The organism is Alicycliphilus sp. T452 (assembly GCF_054512775.1).
Genome location: NZ_JBTNEH010000009.1, coordinates 150,713 through 165,263 on the forward strand (window position 1 = coordinate 150,713; position 14,551 = coordinate 165,263).

Sequence of the window (14,551 nt, forward strand, 5' to 3'; positions counted from 1 at the left end):
CGGGAGCTCCACCATGCGCGCCGCAGCCACAACAGCCTTGTACGCCGGCCTGGCAACCGCCGGGGGCTTCACCACTGTCGAGCTCATGGTCACCGTGGCCATCCTGGCCGTGCTGGCCGCCCTGGCCGCCCCCGGCTTCACGCCCTTGCTGGAAAGCTGGCGCGTACGCCAGGCCGCGGAGCAGTTGCGGTCCACCCTGCACTTTGCGCGCTCGGAAGCCATCAAGCGCGGCGGCAAGGTCGTCATACAGAAAATCAGCAACAACACCAACGGCTGCACCAGCGCCACCGGCGCCAGCGATTGGGACTGCGGCTGGTATGTCTGCGAAGACAGCAACGACAACGGCAGCTGCGGCGCCTCCGAGCCGGTGCTGCAGCGCGTGGACGCGCCAGCCAGGGTACAGGTCACCCGCACCGGCGGCGGTGCCAGCATCAAGCTCAACCGCTGGGGCCTGGTGGCGGGCACCTACGTCGGCTTCAGCCTCGTCCCCCTGGACAAGAACCTCTCCCACCCCGGCGCACGCGGCCTGTGCATGACCTCGGGCGGGCGCATCCGCATCATCTCCGACCCACCATGCACATCGGGCTGAAAGTCATGAGAACCACCGCTCCACGCCGCCGCCAGCGCGGCATCACCCTGATCGAATCGCTGGTCGCCATCGTAGTCATGGCCCTGGGCATCCTGGGCATCCTGGGCGTGCAGATGCGCACGCTCACCGACACACAGGCGGGCGTGCGGCGCGCCCAGGCCATCCGGCTGATCGAAGACCTGGGCGAACGCCTGCAGAACAACCCCGATGCCCTGGGCAACCTGAGCGCATACACCGCCACACCCGCATCCAGCGACGACTGCGCAAGCACCGCCTGCGCGCCCGACAAGTTGGCCACCTACGACATCAAGCAGTGGCGCACCAGCGTGAGCGACGCCCTGCCCGGCAGCCAGGCCATCGTGTTCATCCCCAAAGGCGGCCCGCGCCAATTGGGCGTATTGATTGGATGGAACGAGAACCGCTACAACCAGAACGGCCAGAGCTTCACGGCCGCGGACAAGACCGCTCTGGCCGCCCCACTGACGGTAGCCGGGACGAACTCCGCCGCCGCAGCCGTGGACTGCCCTGCCAGCCTCACCTGCCACCTGCAGTACATCCAGCCCACCCAGCGCTGCACCCCCTGGGGCCTGGGCGGCGGCGCCCTGTACTGCCCGAATTGAGCGCGCGCCCATGCAACACCACCTCGTCCCCACCATGACCGTCGCCCCCTTCCACGCAATCAGCCAACGGCGCGTCCATCCATCTTTTGGCCAGCAAGGCGTGACGCTGGTCGAACTCATGGTCGGCATTGCCATCGGCCTGCTGGTCGTGGCCGTGGCGCTGGGCGCGCTCATGACATCGCGCGGCATCACCGGCACGGTGTCCGAAGCCACTTCCATGCAGCAGCAGGCAGCCTATGCCTTCCGGGTGATCGGCCAGCAGATCCGGCAGGCCGGCAGCATGGAATTGAACCTCAACCCCAGCATCGTGCTCACCCCCGCCTCAGGCACCAATCCCGCCATGAGCCCCGTAGCCTTCGATGCGCCCGACCCCACCGGCGCACGCCCTCCCTTCGTCCGCGCGTCCAGCACCCTGGCCGGCAGTGCCACACCCCTGAGCTTCACCATGGGCTACCAGAACTACACCGAAGCCACCGTGGCGGCATCCGACACCTCCCTGCTGCGCGACTGCCTGGGGCAGAACCCCGCGCTCGCCGCCAGCGGCAGCCTGGGCGCCACACCCGTGCTCACCAGCAAATTCGAACTCGACACCACCAAAAACGAACTGGTGTGCACCAGCGCCGGCAGCAGTGGCAAGCAGGCCATCATCGGCAACGTCACCGACATGCGGGTGCGCTACGTAGAGCAGGCTCCCGGCACCACCACCCTGAAATACCTCCCTTCCAGCCCGCTCCCCAGCAACTGGAACAACATCTATGCGATAGAGGTGTGCCTCGAACTCACGGGCACCGAGCCGGTCTCCACGCCAGGCGCCACATACAAGAATTGCAGCGGCTCCGACACCTCCTATGGCGACCGTCTCAAGATGGTCTTCCGCAACGTCTACCAGATCCGAAGCCAAGGGCAGGTATAGGAAAGCCGCCGCCATGCAAACCACCCCCACCCCACCAGCGCGCTCCAGGCTCCGCAGCCAGCGCCAGCGCCAGCGCCAGCGCGGCGTAGCGCTGTACGTCGTCATCGTTTTCGTCATGCTGTCCATGCTGCTGGCGCTGTGGGCCGCGCGCAGCGCGCTGTTCAACGAAATCCTCGTGGGCAACGACGCCGACTACCGCCGCGCCTTCGAGGCTGCCCAGGCCATGCTGCAAGACGCGGAATTCGACATCCGAGGCGTCAAGCCCGATGGCGCGGCATGCACCCCCACGCCCGGCAATGTCGATCTCTGCCGCCCTGCGCCACAAGCTGGCGACAACAGCGCCACGCCACCCATTCCCCCCACGGCCGGCGCCGAGGTGTACTTCGACATTGAAACCAAAGACCTGGAAAACCTGCTGTCCACCATAGAAACCAACCAGCCCGCGACCAAGTGCTACAAGGGCATTTGCCAAAAACGCACCGGCGCGCAGGACTTCTGGAACGACAGCACCACCCTGAGCGCCATGATCGCCGATGGCGTAGGCGCACGCTATGGCCAATTCACCGGCGCCAGTGCCGAAGCGACAGCCAACCCCATCCTGGCCGACAAAAGCGCCGGCAAGGGCGCGTGGTATTGGGTGGAAGTGATGCCCTACGTGGACCCGAACGTATCGCTGCTGGCCAGCATGCCCCCTGGCTCCAACGTCGAGCGCTTTGCCCCGACGCGCAAGAAACTCTTCGTCTACCGCATTACCGCCCTGGCCCGTGGCAACAAGCCAGGCAGCGAAGTCGTTTTGCAATCCACTCTTTCGCTGCAGGTCGCTGAATAGCCGCTGCAATACTTTCTCGATTCATTTCGATTTTCTGCACTGGAGTCTTGCCATGCGAATCGCTCATCACCCGCAACGCACCGCCCTCGCCATTTTTATCGCCGCCATTGGTGCGCCGGGGTTCACATGGGCAGCGCCATTAATTCTTGCGCAATACCCCGCCGGCACGGCGTATAAAGCACCGATTCCCAACGTCATCCTGACCGTTGATACCTCAGGAAGCATGGGGACCACGGACTCAGGGCAGAGCAAGAGCCGCCTCGCCTATGTGATAGAAGGACTCCAGGGAACACTGGTCAATAGTTCGAAATATGACGATCAATTGCGGCTGGCGTGGCAGTCTTTTACCTGCAACGACATCCCATCGAATAACGGAAATTGCGACGGAAAGAATGCCATTGGCAAATTCTCCGGCACCCACAAAACCGATTTTGGAACGTGGGTATCCAAACTTAAGACAGGCACATCCCCCGGCACAACCAATACACCATCTCATATGGTCGTCTGGAATGCCGGAGAATATCTAAAAACCACAGGCAGCAACAGCCCATGGAATACCGACCCAGGAACAACGGACAACAACCCATTGACCTGCCGGCGAGCCTATCACATCTTCCTGACTGATGGCGGCTGGAATTACAGCACCCCCGCCACTTATTACCCATCCAATCCGCCCAGCAAGGCCGGGGCCGCAGATGGATTTTCGTTCAATACCAAAATAAAAGCCACCGATCCGTTGGCCCAGGCAATGCAAAATGCCGATGGAAAGGCTGCAACCTTCCCCGACAGCACCAATTACACCGTCACAAGCACCAACGCGCAAACCCAAATTTACAGGGATGACTATGGCGGCAATAGAGTCATAAACAACAAAAGCGACAAAATCGACTACGCATACCCCACCTTGGCCGATATGGCATTTTATCATTGGGCAACGGATTTGCAGCCAGGCATATCGGATGGAGTCATCAAGAAGATAAGAAAATCAGGCCAGGAGACCTTCACATCCACGCTTACCAATGGCTCGCAAAAATCCGTAACCATTGACGAGTATTGGAACCCGAAAAATAATCCCGCCACATGGCAGCACCTGATTCAGTACACCATTGGCTACGGCTCTGCCGCCAGTAATCTAAAAAAATTGGTTGACACGTCACCTCAATTTACAGGCGGCACGTACGGCATGTACAGCTCCGGTTTTTCTGATCTGATTACAGGCAAGACCACCTGGGATGACCCCACATCCACGGCCGCCGATTCGTACTACGACAACTATCGCCCACAGGAAATGTGGCATATGGCCATCAACAGCCGGGGAAAATTCTATCCAGTCTCCGGCGGGGATTTAACCAGCGTTTTCTCAGACATTTTCGACGATATCATCGTCGATACCACGGCACCCATCACCGGTTTTACCTCCGCATCCGGCTCGGTAAGCCGCGTGGGCACCCAGTCTTACCAGACCAGCTATACCGCCGCCGACGATGCAAATTCCAATGACAACCGCTGGTATGGCTATGTGACGTCCGACTCCATTTCCACCTCGGGCAGCACCAGTCCCAACCCGGATTGGGGCACGAATGCGAGTACCGGCAAGAACTCATCCACCGCCGACAAGCTCGATGCGATCCCTGCAGCAAACCTCAACAACCGGCTGATACTGACCTACGATAAATACAGCGCCACCCCCCAAGGGGTTTCCTTCAAATGGGCCAACCTGACCGATTCCACGACGGGGGCATCGCAACGCATGTGGCTCAATAAAGGGGAGATAGGCACAGGTACGGCCGCCCAGATCGCCACGGCCATCGCAGGGGATGGCAAAGGCGAAAACCGGCTCAACTTCATTCGCGGCGACCGCACCAAGGAAGCCAGCCAATCCGGCGGCGAGTTCCGCAACCGGAAAAGCCGCCAGGGCGATATCGTCAATTCAGCCATCTGGTACGTGGGCGCCCCGGCCAATGGGTACATCGTTTCCAGCTACAAATCGTTTGCCGGCACCCACCGCGGCCGTCTGCCCATGCTGTACGTGGGCGGCAACGATGGCATGCTGCATGGCTTTTCCGCCAAGGATGGCACGGAGAAAATCGCCTACATCCCCCATGGCGTGGTGCAGAACCTGGCCGCGCTCGCCGATACGAACTACACCCATAAGTACTATGTGGATGGTTCGTCTTTCTCGGGCGACATCGACATAGGCACCGCCACAGCCGATTGGCACACCTACCTCGTCGGCACGCTGGGTGCAGGCGGGCGTGGCTATTTCGTGCTGGACGTGACCCAGCCGGGCGCAGACCCTTCCTTCACGGGCACGTCCGCTCCGACCACCAACTTCTCGGAAACCAATGCGCCGAACCTGGTGGTGATGGACAAGACCGCCGCCCCCGCAAGCGATGCCGTCCCCCCCAGCAAGCCCGCGGACCCGAATGCCGATCCCGACATCGGCCATATTTTCGGAAACCCCGTAGTGGCCGAAAGCAACCAGCAGCGCGCCCTGCAAATCACGCGCACCAACGATGGGCGCTGGGCGCTCGTCACAGGCAACGGCTACAACAGCGCCAACGAACGCCCTGTGCTGCTGATCCAATACCTGGACGGCGACAAGTCGCTCAAGAAGATCATCGCGGCCGACAAGGATGCCACGCCGGCAGTGAACGCCAGCGAGGCAGTGGGCAACGGGCTCTCCACACCCCAGTTCCTGGACGTGAATGGCGACGGCACGCCGGACTTCGTCTATGCCGGCGATCTGCGCGGCAATATGTGGAAGTTCGATATTTCCAGCAGCTCTGCCACCGATTGGAAGGTGGCGTTCAATAGCAGCCCTCTGTTCACGGCGATCTATTCAAGCGGCACCGGCAGTTCCAGCCGGCAGCCCATCACCGCGCCTCCCGTGCTGCGCCCCAATCGCACCGTCGGAGGTCTGATGGTGGCCTTCGGAACCGGCCAGAACCTGACCGAAAACGACCGCGCCGACACGTCCGTGCAAACGGTGTATTCCGTTCTGGACAATACCCGCTATGAAATCGAAGACACGGGTAGCAACAAAGGCAAGGTCAAGGTGAAAACTTCCAGCCCCACCCCGGCCACCGTGAGTGGGCGCAGCGATCTGCAAGCGGAATCCGTCACCGGTGGCACGGGCAGCGGCACCGCTGGCGCCGGCGCCAGTGCGGGCCGCTCGTTCTGGAAGCTCTCCAGCACGGAGGTCGTCTACTCTTGCGAAGGCGTCACCGGCAGTTGCACGGCCAAGAAAGGCTGGTACATGGATCTGCCGGTGGCCGGCGAGCGCGTGACCACGAGCTTCGACTTCTACGACGGCGGCAACATCCTGGAGATCATCAGCGAGAAGCCGGCCTCCGGCAGTGCCACGGCCAGCGGCGAGGAAGTCTGCGCACCCCAGCCCCAGGCTGCCAAGCCATTCCGCACGCTCATCAACATTGCCTCGGGTTCGCCTGCCAAGCCCCCCATCATGGATGTGAATGGCGATGGTTTATACAAAGCCGCGGACGATGGGGGCTATGCACGCATGACGGCATCGAGCAAGGAACTGCGGTTCGGCACCAAAGACAAGCAGATTCGCCAGGGTAACGATGGCAAGACGGACAAGCTGGCCAAGCTGCCCGAGCTGATGCTGCGGCCGGGCTGGCGGCAATTGAAATAATGGAAAGACCACACTGCACATGACAGGAAGCCTTATGCATCGCCCCCCACCACGACACGCCCGCGGCTTCACCCTCATCGAGATGATGATCGTGGTGGCCGTCGTGGGCATCCTCTCAGCCATTGCCTACCCCAGCTACACCGAGTACGTGCGGCGCGGGCACCGTGCCGATGCACGCGCCGGGCTGCTGCAAGCGCAGCAATGGCTGGAGCGCGCGGCCACCGCCACAGGCGTTTACCCCACAACGCTGCCCGCCGCGCTCACATGGTCAGCCGACACGAGCAAGCGCTACACCATTGGTTTCAAAGGCGCGGCCACCACATCCGCCTATACCCTCATCGCCACGCGCAAGGGCGCCCAGACCGGCGACAAATGCGGTGACTACACTCTGATGAACACCGGGACGCGAGGCAACGACAACCTCGGCACCGGCACGACGACTGCCGACTGCTGGGGCAAGTAAGCGGGCATAGGGCGCTACCATCGCAAGCGCCATGACAGACCCTCACCCCTTCACCACCCAAGCGCTTGGGCTCGCCGCCCAGGCGCTTTTTCTTTCCAACCCCAATCCGCGCGTGGGCTGCGTCATTGCGGCCAGCGATGGCACGGTTCTGGGCCAGGGCTTCACCCAGCAGGCCGGCGGCCCGCATGCCGAGGTGGTGGCGCTGCGCGACGCGGCGGCCCGCGGCAATGACGTGCGCGGCGCGACGGCCTACGTGACGCTGGAGCCCTGCGCGCACCAGGGGCGCACGGGGCCGTGCTGCGACGCGCTGATACAGGCCGGCATAGGGCGCGTGGTGGCGTCCATCGAGGACCCGAACCCCCTGGTGGGCGGGCAAGGCTTCGCGCGGCTGCGGGCGGCGGGCATCGACGTGCAGGTGGGGCCGGGCGCGCAGCAGTCGCGCGAACTCAACATCGGCTTCTTCAGCCGCATGGTGCGCGGCATGCCCTGGGTGCGCATGAAGGCCGCGGCCTCGCTCGACGGCGTGACGGCGCTGGCCAACGGCGCCAGCCAGTGGATCACCGCGCCCGCCGCGCGCGCGGACGGCCATGCCTGGCGCGCGCGCGCCTGCGCGGTGCTGACCGGCATCGGCACGGTGCTGGAGGACGACCCGCTTCTGAACGTGCGCGAGTTGGCCACGCCGCGCCAGCCGCATCTGGTGGTCGTGGACAGCCGGCTGCAGACGCCGCCCGGCGCGCGCCTGTTCGACGTGCCCGGGCGGCGCGTTTTCATCTACGCCGCCGACGGCCACCCCGACCGGGCGCAGGCGTTGCGGGCGCGCGGCGCCACGGTCATCGTGCTGCCCAATGCGCGCGGCAAGGTGGACCTGCCCGCCATGCTGCGCGACTTGGGCGCGAACGGCGTGAACGAACTGCACCTGGAGGCGGGCCACAAGCTCAACGGCTCGTTCCTGCGCGAGGGGCTGGTCGATGAGCTGCTGCTGTACCTGGCGCCCCTGCTGCTGGGCAGCGGCGCGCATGGACTGGCGAGCTGGGGGCCGCTGCAGGCCCTGGCCGATGGCGTGCGCATGGAGTTCCACGGCATGCAGCAGCTGGGCCCGGACCTGCGGCTGATCGCCCGCGTGGCGGGACGGGCCGATTTCTGACGGCACGAGCCGCCACGCCACCCATGCCCGCAGCAACCACGCTTCCCAGCCCCGCCGCACGCGCCCCGCGGCGCTGGTGTGCCATCGCGTGGCTGGCGCTGCTCTGCGCGGGCTGCGCCGGCCTGCCCAAGGAGGTGGACAGGCCCGTCTCCACTGCCCTCGATGTCGCGGCGCAGCCCACGGCGCTGGCGCAACTGGTGCAGGAGCGCCGCCAGGCGGCAGGCTCCCGCTACGCCTCGGGCTTCATGCTGCTGAGCGGCCCGCAGGAGGCCTACGGCAGCCGGCTGGCCCTGGTGCAGGCGGCGCAGAAGACGCTGGACCTGCAGTACTACGCGATCCATGCCGACGAGAGCTCCGCGCGCCTGCTGCGCGGCGTGGCGGCGGCCGCGCGGCGCGGGGTGCGGGTGCGCATACTGCTGGACGATTTCCACAGCACGGGGCGCAACGCCCTGGTCATGGGCATGGCGTTCGTGCCGAACGTCGAGATGCGCATGTTCAACCCCGTGGCGGGCCCGCGCGCCTCCGCCCTGGGGCGGCTGTGGGGGTCGCTCGCCGACTTCTCGCGCGTGCAGCAGCGCATGCACAACAAGCTGTTCATTGCCGACAACACGATGGGCGTGACGGGCGGGCGCAACCTGGGCGATGCCTACTTCGGCAGGTCGCAGGCCGAGAACTTCGTCGATCTCGACGTGCTGGCCGCCGGCCCCATCGTGGCCGACATGTCGCGCAGCTTCGACAGCTACTGGAACAACCCGCGCGCCTACCCCGTGCAGTCGCTCATCACCCGCGAGGAGCTGGAGCGCCTGCGCGCGCAGGTGCAGCCCGAAGGGAATGGCTCGCCCGTGGCGGACGCGCCCGCGCAGGGGCGGCCGGCCCATGCATGGGACTCGCAGCCCATGGACCTGCGCACCGCGCAGTTCACCTGGGCGCCGGCCGCGATGCTGGCGGACAAGCCCGCCAAGATCCCGCTGGACGGCGACGAAACGCAGGAGTTCGGCGACACGGTGGTCGACGGCCTGCTCGACCTCATGGCGGGCACGCAGCGCGAGCTGCTCGTCATCTCGCCCTACTTCGTGCCGGGCGACGACATGCTGCGCGCCTTTGCGGCGGCACGCGCGCGCGGCGTGCGCGTGCGCGTGCTGACCAACTCGCTGGCCTCCAACGACGCGCCCATCGCCCACGTGGGCTACGCGCGCCACCGCGAGGCCCTGCTGGCCATGGGCGTGGAGCTCTACGAGCTGCGCAGCGAGCAGGCTGGCCTGCGCTCGGCCCTGGGCAGCTCCGGCGGCGCGGCCGGCGCGTCGCGCGCGATGCTGCACTCCAAGGTCATGGTGGTGGACGGCAGGCTGCTGGTCGTGGGCTCGATGAACCTGGACCTGCGCTCACAGTTGCAGAACACCGAGATCGCCCTGCTGATCCGCAGCCGCAGGCTGGCCGCCGAGGCGGCCGGGCAGATCGACGCGGCGATGCGCCAGGGCGCCTGGCGCCTGGAGCGACAGGAGGACGGCCGGCTGGTGTGGCACCCGCCCGAGGGCAGCGGCCTGCAGGACGCCCACACCGACCCCGACAGCAGCCTGGGCCTGCGCCTGCTGCTCAGGCTGCTGGGCCCGCTGGCGCCCGACCACCTGCTGTAGCGGCCCGCGCCACCCAGGCGCCGATGGCGCGCTGCTCGGTCATCACGCGCACCTCGTCGAAGGCCTGCTGGGCCTCGGGGTAGCGCCGGCGCAGCAGGTTCAGCCATTGCTTGAGCCGGCCGGCACGCTGGCGCGGCTCCAGGTCTTCGCACACCAGCTGCCAGAAGCGCGCCAGCTGCGGCAGCAGGGCCGCCCAGGGCAGGGCAAAGGCGCCCTGCCCCGCGTCCTGCGCGCGGATGGCCAGCGCCAGCCCCGGGTCGGCCACCATGCCGCGGCCGAGCATGAGCGCGTCGCAGCCCGATACGCCGCGGCAGCGCAGCGCGTCGGCCACGGTCCAGATCTCGCCGTTGGCCACCACGGGAATGCCCACCGCCTCGCGGATCGCGGGGATCCGCTCCCAGTACGCGGGCGGGCGGTAGCCGTCGGCCTTGGTGCGCGCGTGCACCACCAGCTCGCACGCGCCGCCCTGCTCCATGGCCTGGGCGCATTCGCGCGCGCGGCCGGCGTCGTCGTAGCCCAGGCGCATCTTGGCCGACACGGGCAGGTGCGCGGGCACGGCGCGGCGCACGGCGGCCACCACGGCGGCGATGGCCTCGGGCTCGCGCAGCAGGGCCGCGCCGCCGCCGTGGCGGTTCACGGTCCTGGCCGGGCAGCCGAAGTTCAGGTCTATGCCCTCGGGGCCCAGGGCCGCCAGGCGGGCGGCGTTCTCGGCCATGCTGACCGGGTCGGAGCCCAGCAGCTGGGCGCGCACGGGCACGCCGGCCAGCGTGCGCCCGCCGTTCCTGAGCTCGGGGAGATAGCGCATGAACACCTTGTCGGGCAGCAGGCTGCCCGTGACGCGGATGAACTCGGACACGCACCGGTCCACGCGGCCCACGCGCGTCAGCACGTCGCGCAGCACGAAGTCCAGCAGCCCCTCCATGGGGGCGAGCAGCAGGGGCTTGTGGACTGGTACTTTGGTACTCATTTTGACCTCTAGCGCTTTACCATCAAGCGCCAGAAGCTATTTATTAAATAGCAAACTACGCAGCGGCACCCAGCCGCCACAGCGAGGTGACCTCGGCCGCGCGCGCGGCGTGCAGGGGGTCGCCGGCATCCTGGGCCTTGCCGTGGCGCGGGCGCGTGTCCAGGCGCCCCAGCACGTGCAGGCCGGCCGCGGCGATCCAGCCGAGCAGGTCGTCGCGCGAGCGCAGACCCAGGTGCTCGGCCAGGTCCGACAGGACCAGCCAGCCCTCGCCGCCGGGCTCCAGGTGCTCGCGCAGCCCGGCCAGGAAGCCCTTGAGCATGCGGCTGCCCTCGTCGTACACGGCCTGCTCTATGGCCGAGCTCGGCCGCGCCGGCAGCCAGGGCGGGTTGCAGACCACGAGCGGCGCGCGCCCGGGCGGGAACAGGTCGGCGGCCAGCAGCCCGACCCGGTCCTGCAGGCCCAGGCGCCGCAGGTTGTCCTGCGCGCAGGCCAGGGCGCGCGGCGCCAGCTCGGTGGCGACGACGCGGCGCACGCCCCGGCGCGCGAGCACGGCCGCGAGCACGCCGGTGCCGGTGCCGATGTCGAACGCCAGATCCGTGCCCGGCAGCGGTGCCTGCGCCACGAGGTCGATGTACTCGCCGCGCACCGGCGAGAACACGCCGTAGTGCGGGTGGATGCGGCCGCCCAGCGCGGGGACTTCCACCCCCTTCTTGCGCCATTCGTGCGCGCCCACGACGCCCAGCAGCTCGCGCAGCGCGACCACGCTGGCCTCGCCGCTGGCCGGGCCCCAGGCCTCGGTGCAGGCGGCGCGCCAGTCGGGCGCGCGGCGCAGCGCAATCGAGTAGTCGCCCTCGACCGGGATGAGCAGCGCGCCAAGGATGCGCGCGCGCTGCGCCTGCGCCTGGCGGTGCAGGTGGAAGCGCTCGGCCGGGCCGGCCTCGGCCATTTTCTGCGCCGCCCGGGCCGCGGCCTTCGCGCTCTTGCGGTCGGCGCGGCGCGTCAATGCCTGCAGCAGCTGGCGCGCGTTCTGGAAGTCGCCGCGCCAGAGCAGGGCCGTGCCCTCGCAGGCCAGGCGGTAGGCGGCGTCGGCCGCCACGGTGTCGTCCACCGGCTGCACGCGCCGCGGCGCCGCGGCGCCGCTCTCCGAGCGCCAAAGCGCGCGGCGCGTCTCGCCCCGCTCGCTCCATTCGATCATCGCCAGGCCCGCCAGGGAAAAGACTTCAGTTGAGGGAGCGCTTGAGGCGCACCTCTTCCACCTTCACGCCGCCGACCACGGCGGTCTTGGCGGTGGTCATCTCGCGCTTGAAGCCGGCCATCTCGTGAAAGCGCAGGGCGCGCTCGTTGCGCAGCGGCACCCAGGCCGTCACGGTGGTGCAGCCCTCCTCGTGCAGGCCGTCGCGCGCGGCGTCCCACAGGGCCAGGCCCACGCCCTTGTTCCAGTGCGAGGGGGCGGCGTAGATGGCCCAGATCTCGCCCGTGGTGTTGCGGGTCTTTTCATCGCGCGAGCGGTCGAAGCCGACGAAGCCGACGATCTTGTCGCCGTCCACGGCCACCTGGACCTGGGGCTCGCAATACTCGATGGCCTCGCGCCAGTAGGCCTGGCGCTTCTCGACCGAAGACATGGATTTCAATTGATCGTCCGGCAGCAGACCCCGGTAAGCTTCCATCGCGGCAATGGTGTGGACCTGGGCAATGGCTTTGGCATCGCGAAGTGTGGCGGGACGAACCTGGATACTGGACATGGGAAACGGAAACGGGTGAATTTCGGGAAAACCCAGGATTCTCGCGCAAATGCCTCCCGGCACGCTAGCCCCCCCGATTCCAGCCCGCCTTTCCAAGCCCTCCCGCCCGTGGCGTGCGCCGCCCTACATCAAGCGCCGCAGCAGCGCCATGACCCTGTCGAAGCGCGCGCCGTAGGGCGGATACAGCAGATGCCCCAGGGACCAGCGCGACTGCGCCAGCACCGGCTTCTGGTGGGAAAAGCGCAGGAAGCCGGCCTCGGCGTGGTACGCCCCCCAGCCGCTGTCGCCCACGCCGCCGAAGGGCAGGTTGTCGTGCGCGATGTGCATCAGCGTGTCGTTCACCGACACGCCGCCGCTCACGGTGCGGCGCAGCACGTCGCCCTGCACCGCCTCGCTGCGGCCGAACCAGTACAGCGCCAGCGGGCGCGGGCGGGCGTTGATGTGGGCGATGGCGTCGTCGAGCCGCTCGTAGCTGAGCACCGGCAGCACGGGGCCGAAGATCTCCTCCTGCATGAGCTGCATGCCCGGCGTGGCGCCGAACACCAGCACCGGCGCCATCTGCCGGCCCACGCCGTCGCCGATGCCCTGGGGCGGCGGCGGGGGCGAGCCCGGCACGGGCTGCATGGCATGCACCTCGGCGCCCAGGGTCTGGGCCTGCTGCAGCATGGTGCGCAGCCGCGCGAGGTGGCGCGGGCTGATGATGGAGGCGTAGTCCGGGTTGCCCTCGAAGTACGGGAACAGCCGCGCCACCGCGGCGCGGAAGGCCTCGGCAAAGGCGGCTTCGCTGCCGCGCGGCAGCATCACGTAGTCCGGCGCGATGCAGGTCTGGCCTGCGTTGAGCAGCTTGCCGTGGGCGATCTTGAGCGCTGCGTCCGCCATGTCGCAGTCCGCGTCGATGATGGCGGGCGACTTGCCGCCCAGCTCCAGCGTGGTGGGCGTGAGGTTGGCCGCCGCCGCCTGCGCCACCCTGCGGCCCACGGCGGTGGAACCGGTGAACACCAGGTGGTCGAACGGCAGCGAGGCCACCAGCGCGGCGGTGGCCGCGTCGCCCTGCACCACGCAGAACTCGTCGGGCGCGAAGAACTGCGACACCAGGGCCGCGAGCTGCGCCGAGGTGTGGGGCGTGAGCTCGCTGGGCTTGAGCATGACGCGGTTGCCCGCCGCCAGCGCGCCGATGGCGGGCGCCAGCGCCAGCTGCACGGGGTAGTTCCAGGGCGAGATCACGCCCACCACGCCCAGCGGCTGGCGCTCGATCCAGCCGCGCGCGGGCTGCAGGAACAGGGGCGTGCGCACCCTGGCGCGCCGGCACCAGCGCGCGAGGTGGCGCAGCGTGTGCGCGAGCTGGGCGCGCAGCACGAACAGGTCGGCCACCTCGGTCAGGCGCGGCGAGCGCATGCCGAAGTCGGCCTGCACCGCGGCCGCCAGGGCGGGGCCATGCTCGTCGAGCAGCTTGCGCATGCGCAGCAGGCGCTCGCGGCGCACCATGAGGGGCACGTCGGGCTGGGCGCGGCTGGCCTGGTGCTGCAGGTCGAAAAGGTTGCGGATGTCGTCAGGCGTCATGGCACCCCATCATAAAAAAAGAAAGCCGCGCGGGCCTGCCTGGGCAGGCCGCGCGGCGGTGCATGGAAGGAAAAGGGGCAGCCGGCAGCGGCCGGCGGCCCATCGACCGGGCTTCAGGGAATCTCGCGCGGCACCACGTCCGTGATGTCGTGCACGCCGCCGGCCTCGCCGCGCCGGCGCTCGGACGAAGCCTGTGCCGTCCAGCGCGCCGTGCTGCGGTAGACGGTGCTCCAGCCGGTGCGAGGGTCCATGCGCATGGTCCACGGCATGGCCGGCCTGCCGGTCAGCCGCGCCCAGAGGGCGCGCACGCCCCACACCAGCGCCAGCACCGCGGCGGCCACCACCAGGCTCAGGAACAGAACCACGCCCATGGCAAAGACCACCAGACGCAACGCCCACCGGATCACTCCGGCCACAACTTCATTCAAACCA

Annotated in this window: 12 protein-coding genes; 7 read left to right on the forward strand and 5 right to left on the reverse strand. The window is 67.6% G+C overall.

The annotated features are described in order from the left end of the window. The first annotated feature begins 13 nt into the window (after positions 1-13). The 7 genes from ACX12L_RS10565 (at position 14) to ACX12L_RS10595 (ending at position 9,850) form a co-directional block, all read left to right on the forward strand. The gene (locus tag ACX12L_RS10565) at positions 14-589 is read left to right on the forward strand and encodes a GspH/FimT family pseudopilin (protein ID WP_459262500.1); all 576 of its coding nucleotides are present in this window, start codon (positions 14-16) and stop codon (positions 587-589) included. Positions 590-594: 5 nt separating this feature from the next. Further along, entirely contained in the window at positions 595-1,209 is a 615-nt protein-coding gene (gene pilV / locus ACX12L_RS10570; protein WP_459262501.1) for a type IV pilus modification protein PilV, read from the forward strand. Positions 1,210-2,135: 926 nt separating this feature from the next. Beyond that, positions 2,136-2,951, forward strand: a complete 816-nt coding sequence (locus ACX12L_RS10575; RefSeq protein ID WP_459262502.1) for a pilus assembly PilX family protein — start codon at positions 2,136-2,138, stop codon at positions 2,949-2,951. Positions 2,952-3,003: 52 nt separating this feature from the next. After that, on the forward strand, positions 3,004-6,609 hold the full coding sequence (locus ACX12L_RS10580) for a pilus assembly protein (RefSeq protein ID WP_459262503.1): 3,606 nt from the start codon (positions 3,004-3,006) through the stop codon (positions 6,607-6,609). A gap of 34 nt (positions 6,610-6,643) precedes the next feature. Further along, positions 6,644-7,072, forward strand: coding sequence for a type IV pilin protein (locus tag ACX12L_RS10585; RefSeq protein ID WP_459262504.1), 429 nt, complete (start codon positions 6,644-6,646; stop codon positions 7,070-7,072). A gap of 31 nt (positions 7,073-7,103) precedes the next feature. Beyond that, positions 7,104-8,216: a bifunctional diaminohydroxyphosphoribosylaminopyrimidine deaminase/5-amino-6-(5-phosphoribosylamino)uracil reductase RibD gene (gene ribD / locus ACX12L_RS10590; RefSeq protein WP_459262505.1), complete on the forward strand. Its 1,113-nt coding sequence runs from the start codon at positions 7,104-7,106 to the stop codon at positions 8,214-8,216. 23 nt (positions 8,217-8,239) lie between these two features. After that, complete coding sequence (locus ACX12L_RS10595; RefSeq protein WP_459262506.1) at positions 8,240-9,850, forward strand: phospholipase D family protein; 1,611 nt, start codon at positions 8,240-8,242, stop codon at positions 9,848-9,850. Here the strand turns inward: ACX12L_RS10595 and ACX12L_RS10600 are convergent. The 5 genes from ACX12L_RS10600 to ACX12L_RS10620 all read right to left on the reverse strand — a co-directional run bounded on the left by ACX12L_RS10600 (position 9,810) and on the right by ACX12L_RS10620 (position 14,547). Then, positions 9,810-10,817 carry a tRNA dihydrouridine synthase gene (locus tag ACX12L_RS10600; protein WP_459262507.1) on the reverse strand — a complete coding sequence of 336 codons (1,008 nt, stop codon included), beginning with the start codon at positions 10,815-10,817 and terminating at the stop codon, positions 9,810-9,812. The genes ACX12L_RS10595 and ACX12L_RS10600 overlap by 41 nt on opposite strands. A 55-nt stretch (positions 10,818-10,872) precedes the next feature. Beyond that, complete coding sequence (locus tag ACX12L_RS10605; protein ID WP_459262508.1) at positions 10,873-12,012, reverse strand: methyltransferase; 1,140 nt, start codon at positions 12,010-12,012, stop codon at positions 10,873-10,875. A 25-nt stretch (positions 12,013-12,037) separates the two neighbouring features. Next, positions 12,038-12,559 carry a GNAT family N-acetyltransferase gene (locus tag ACX12L_RS10610; RefSeq protein ID WP_459262509.1) on the reverse strand — a complete coding sequence of 174 codons (522 nt, stop codon included), beginning with the start codon at positions 12,557-12,559 and terminating at the stop codon, positions 12,038-12,040. A gap of 123 nt (positions 12,560-12,682) precedes the next feature. Further along, positions 12,683-14,119 carry a coniferyl aldehyde dehydrogenase gene (locus tag ACX12L_RS10615; protein ID WP_459262510.1) on the reverse strand — a complete coding sequence of 479 codons (1,437 nt, stop codon included), beginning with the start codon at positions 14,117-14,119 and terminating at the stop codon, positions 12,683-12,685. A 113-nt stretch (positions 14,120-14,232) separates the two neighbouring features. Continuing rightward, positions 14,233-14,547, reverse strand: coding sequence for a hypothetical protein (locus ACX12L_RS10620; RefSeq protein ID WP_459262511.1), 315 nt, complete (start codon positions 14,545-14,547; stop codon positions 14,233-14,235). Between the last annotated feature and the right edge of the window lie 4 nt (positions 14,548-14,551).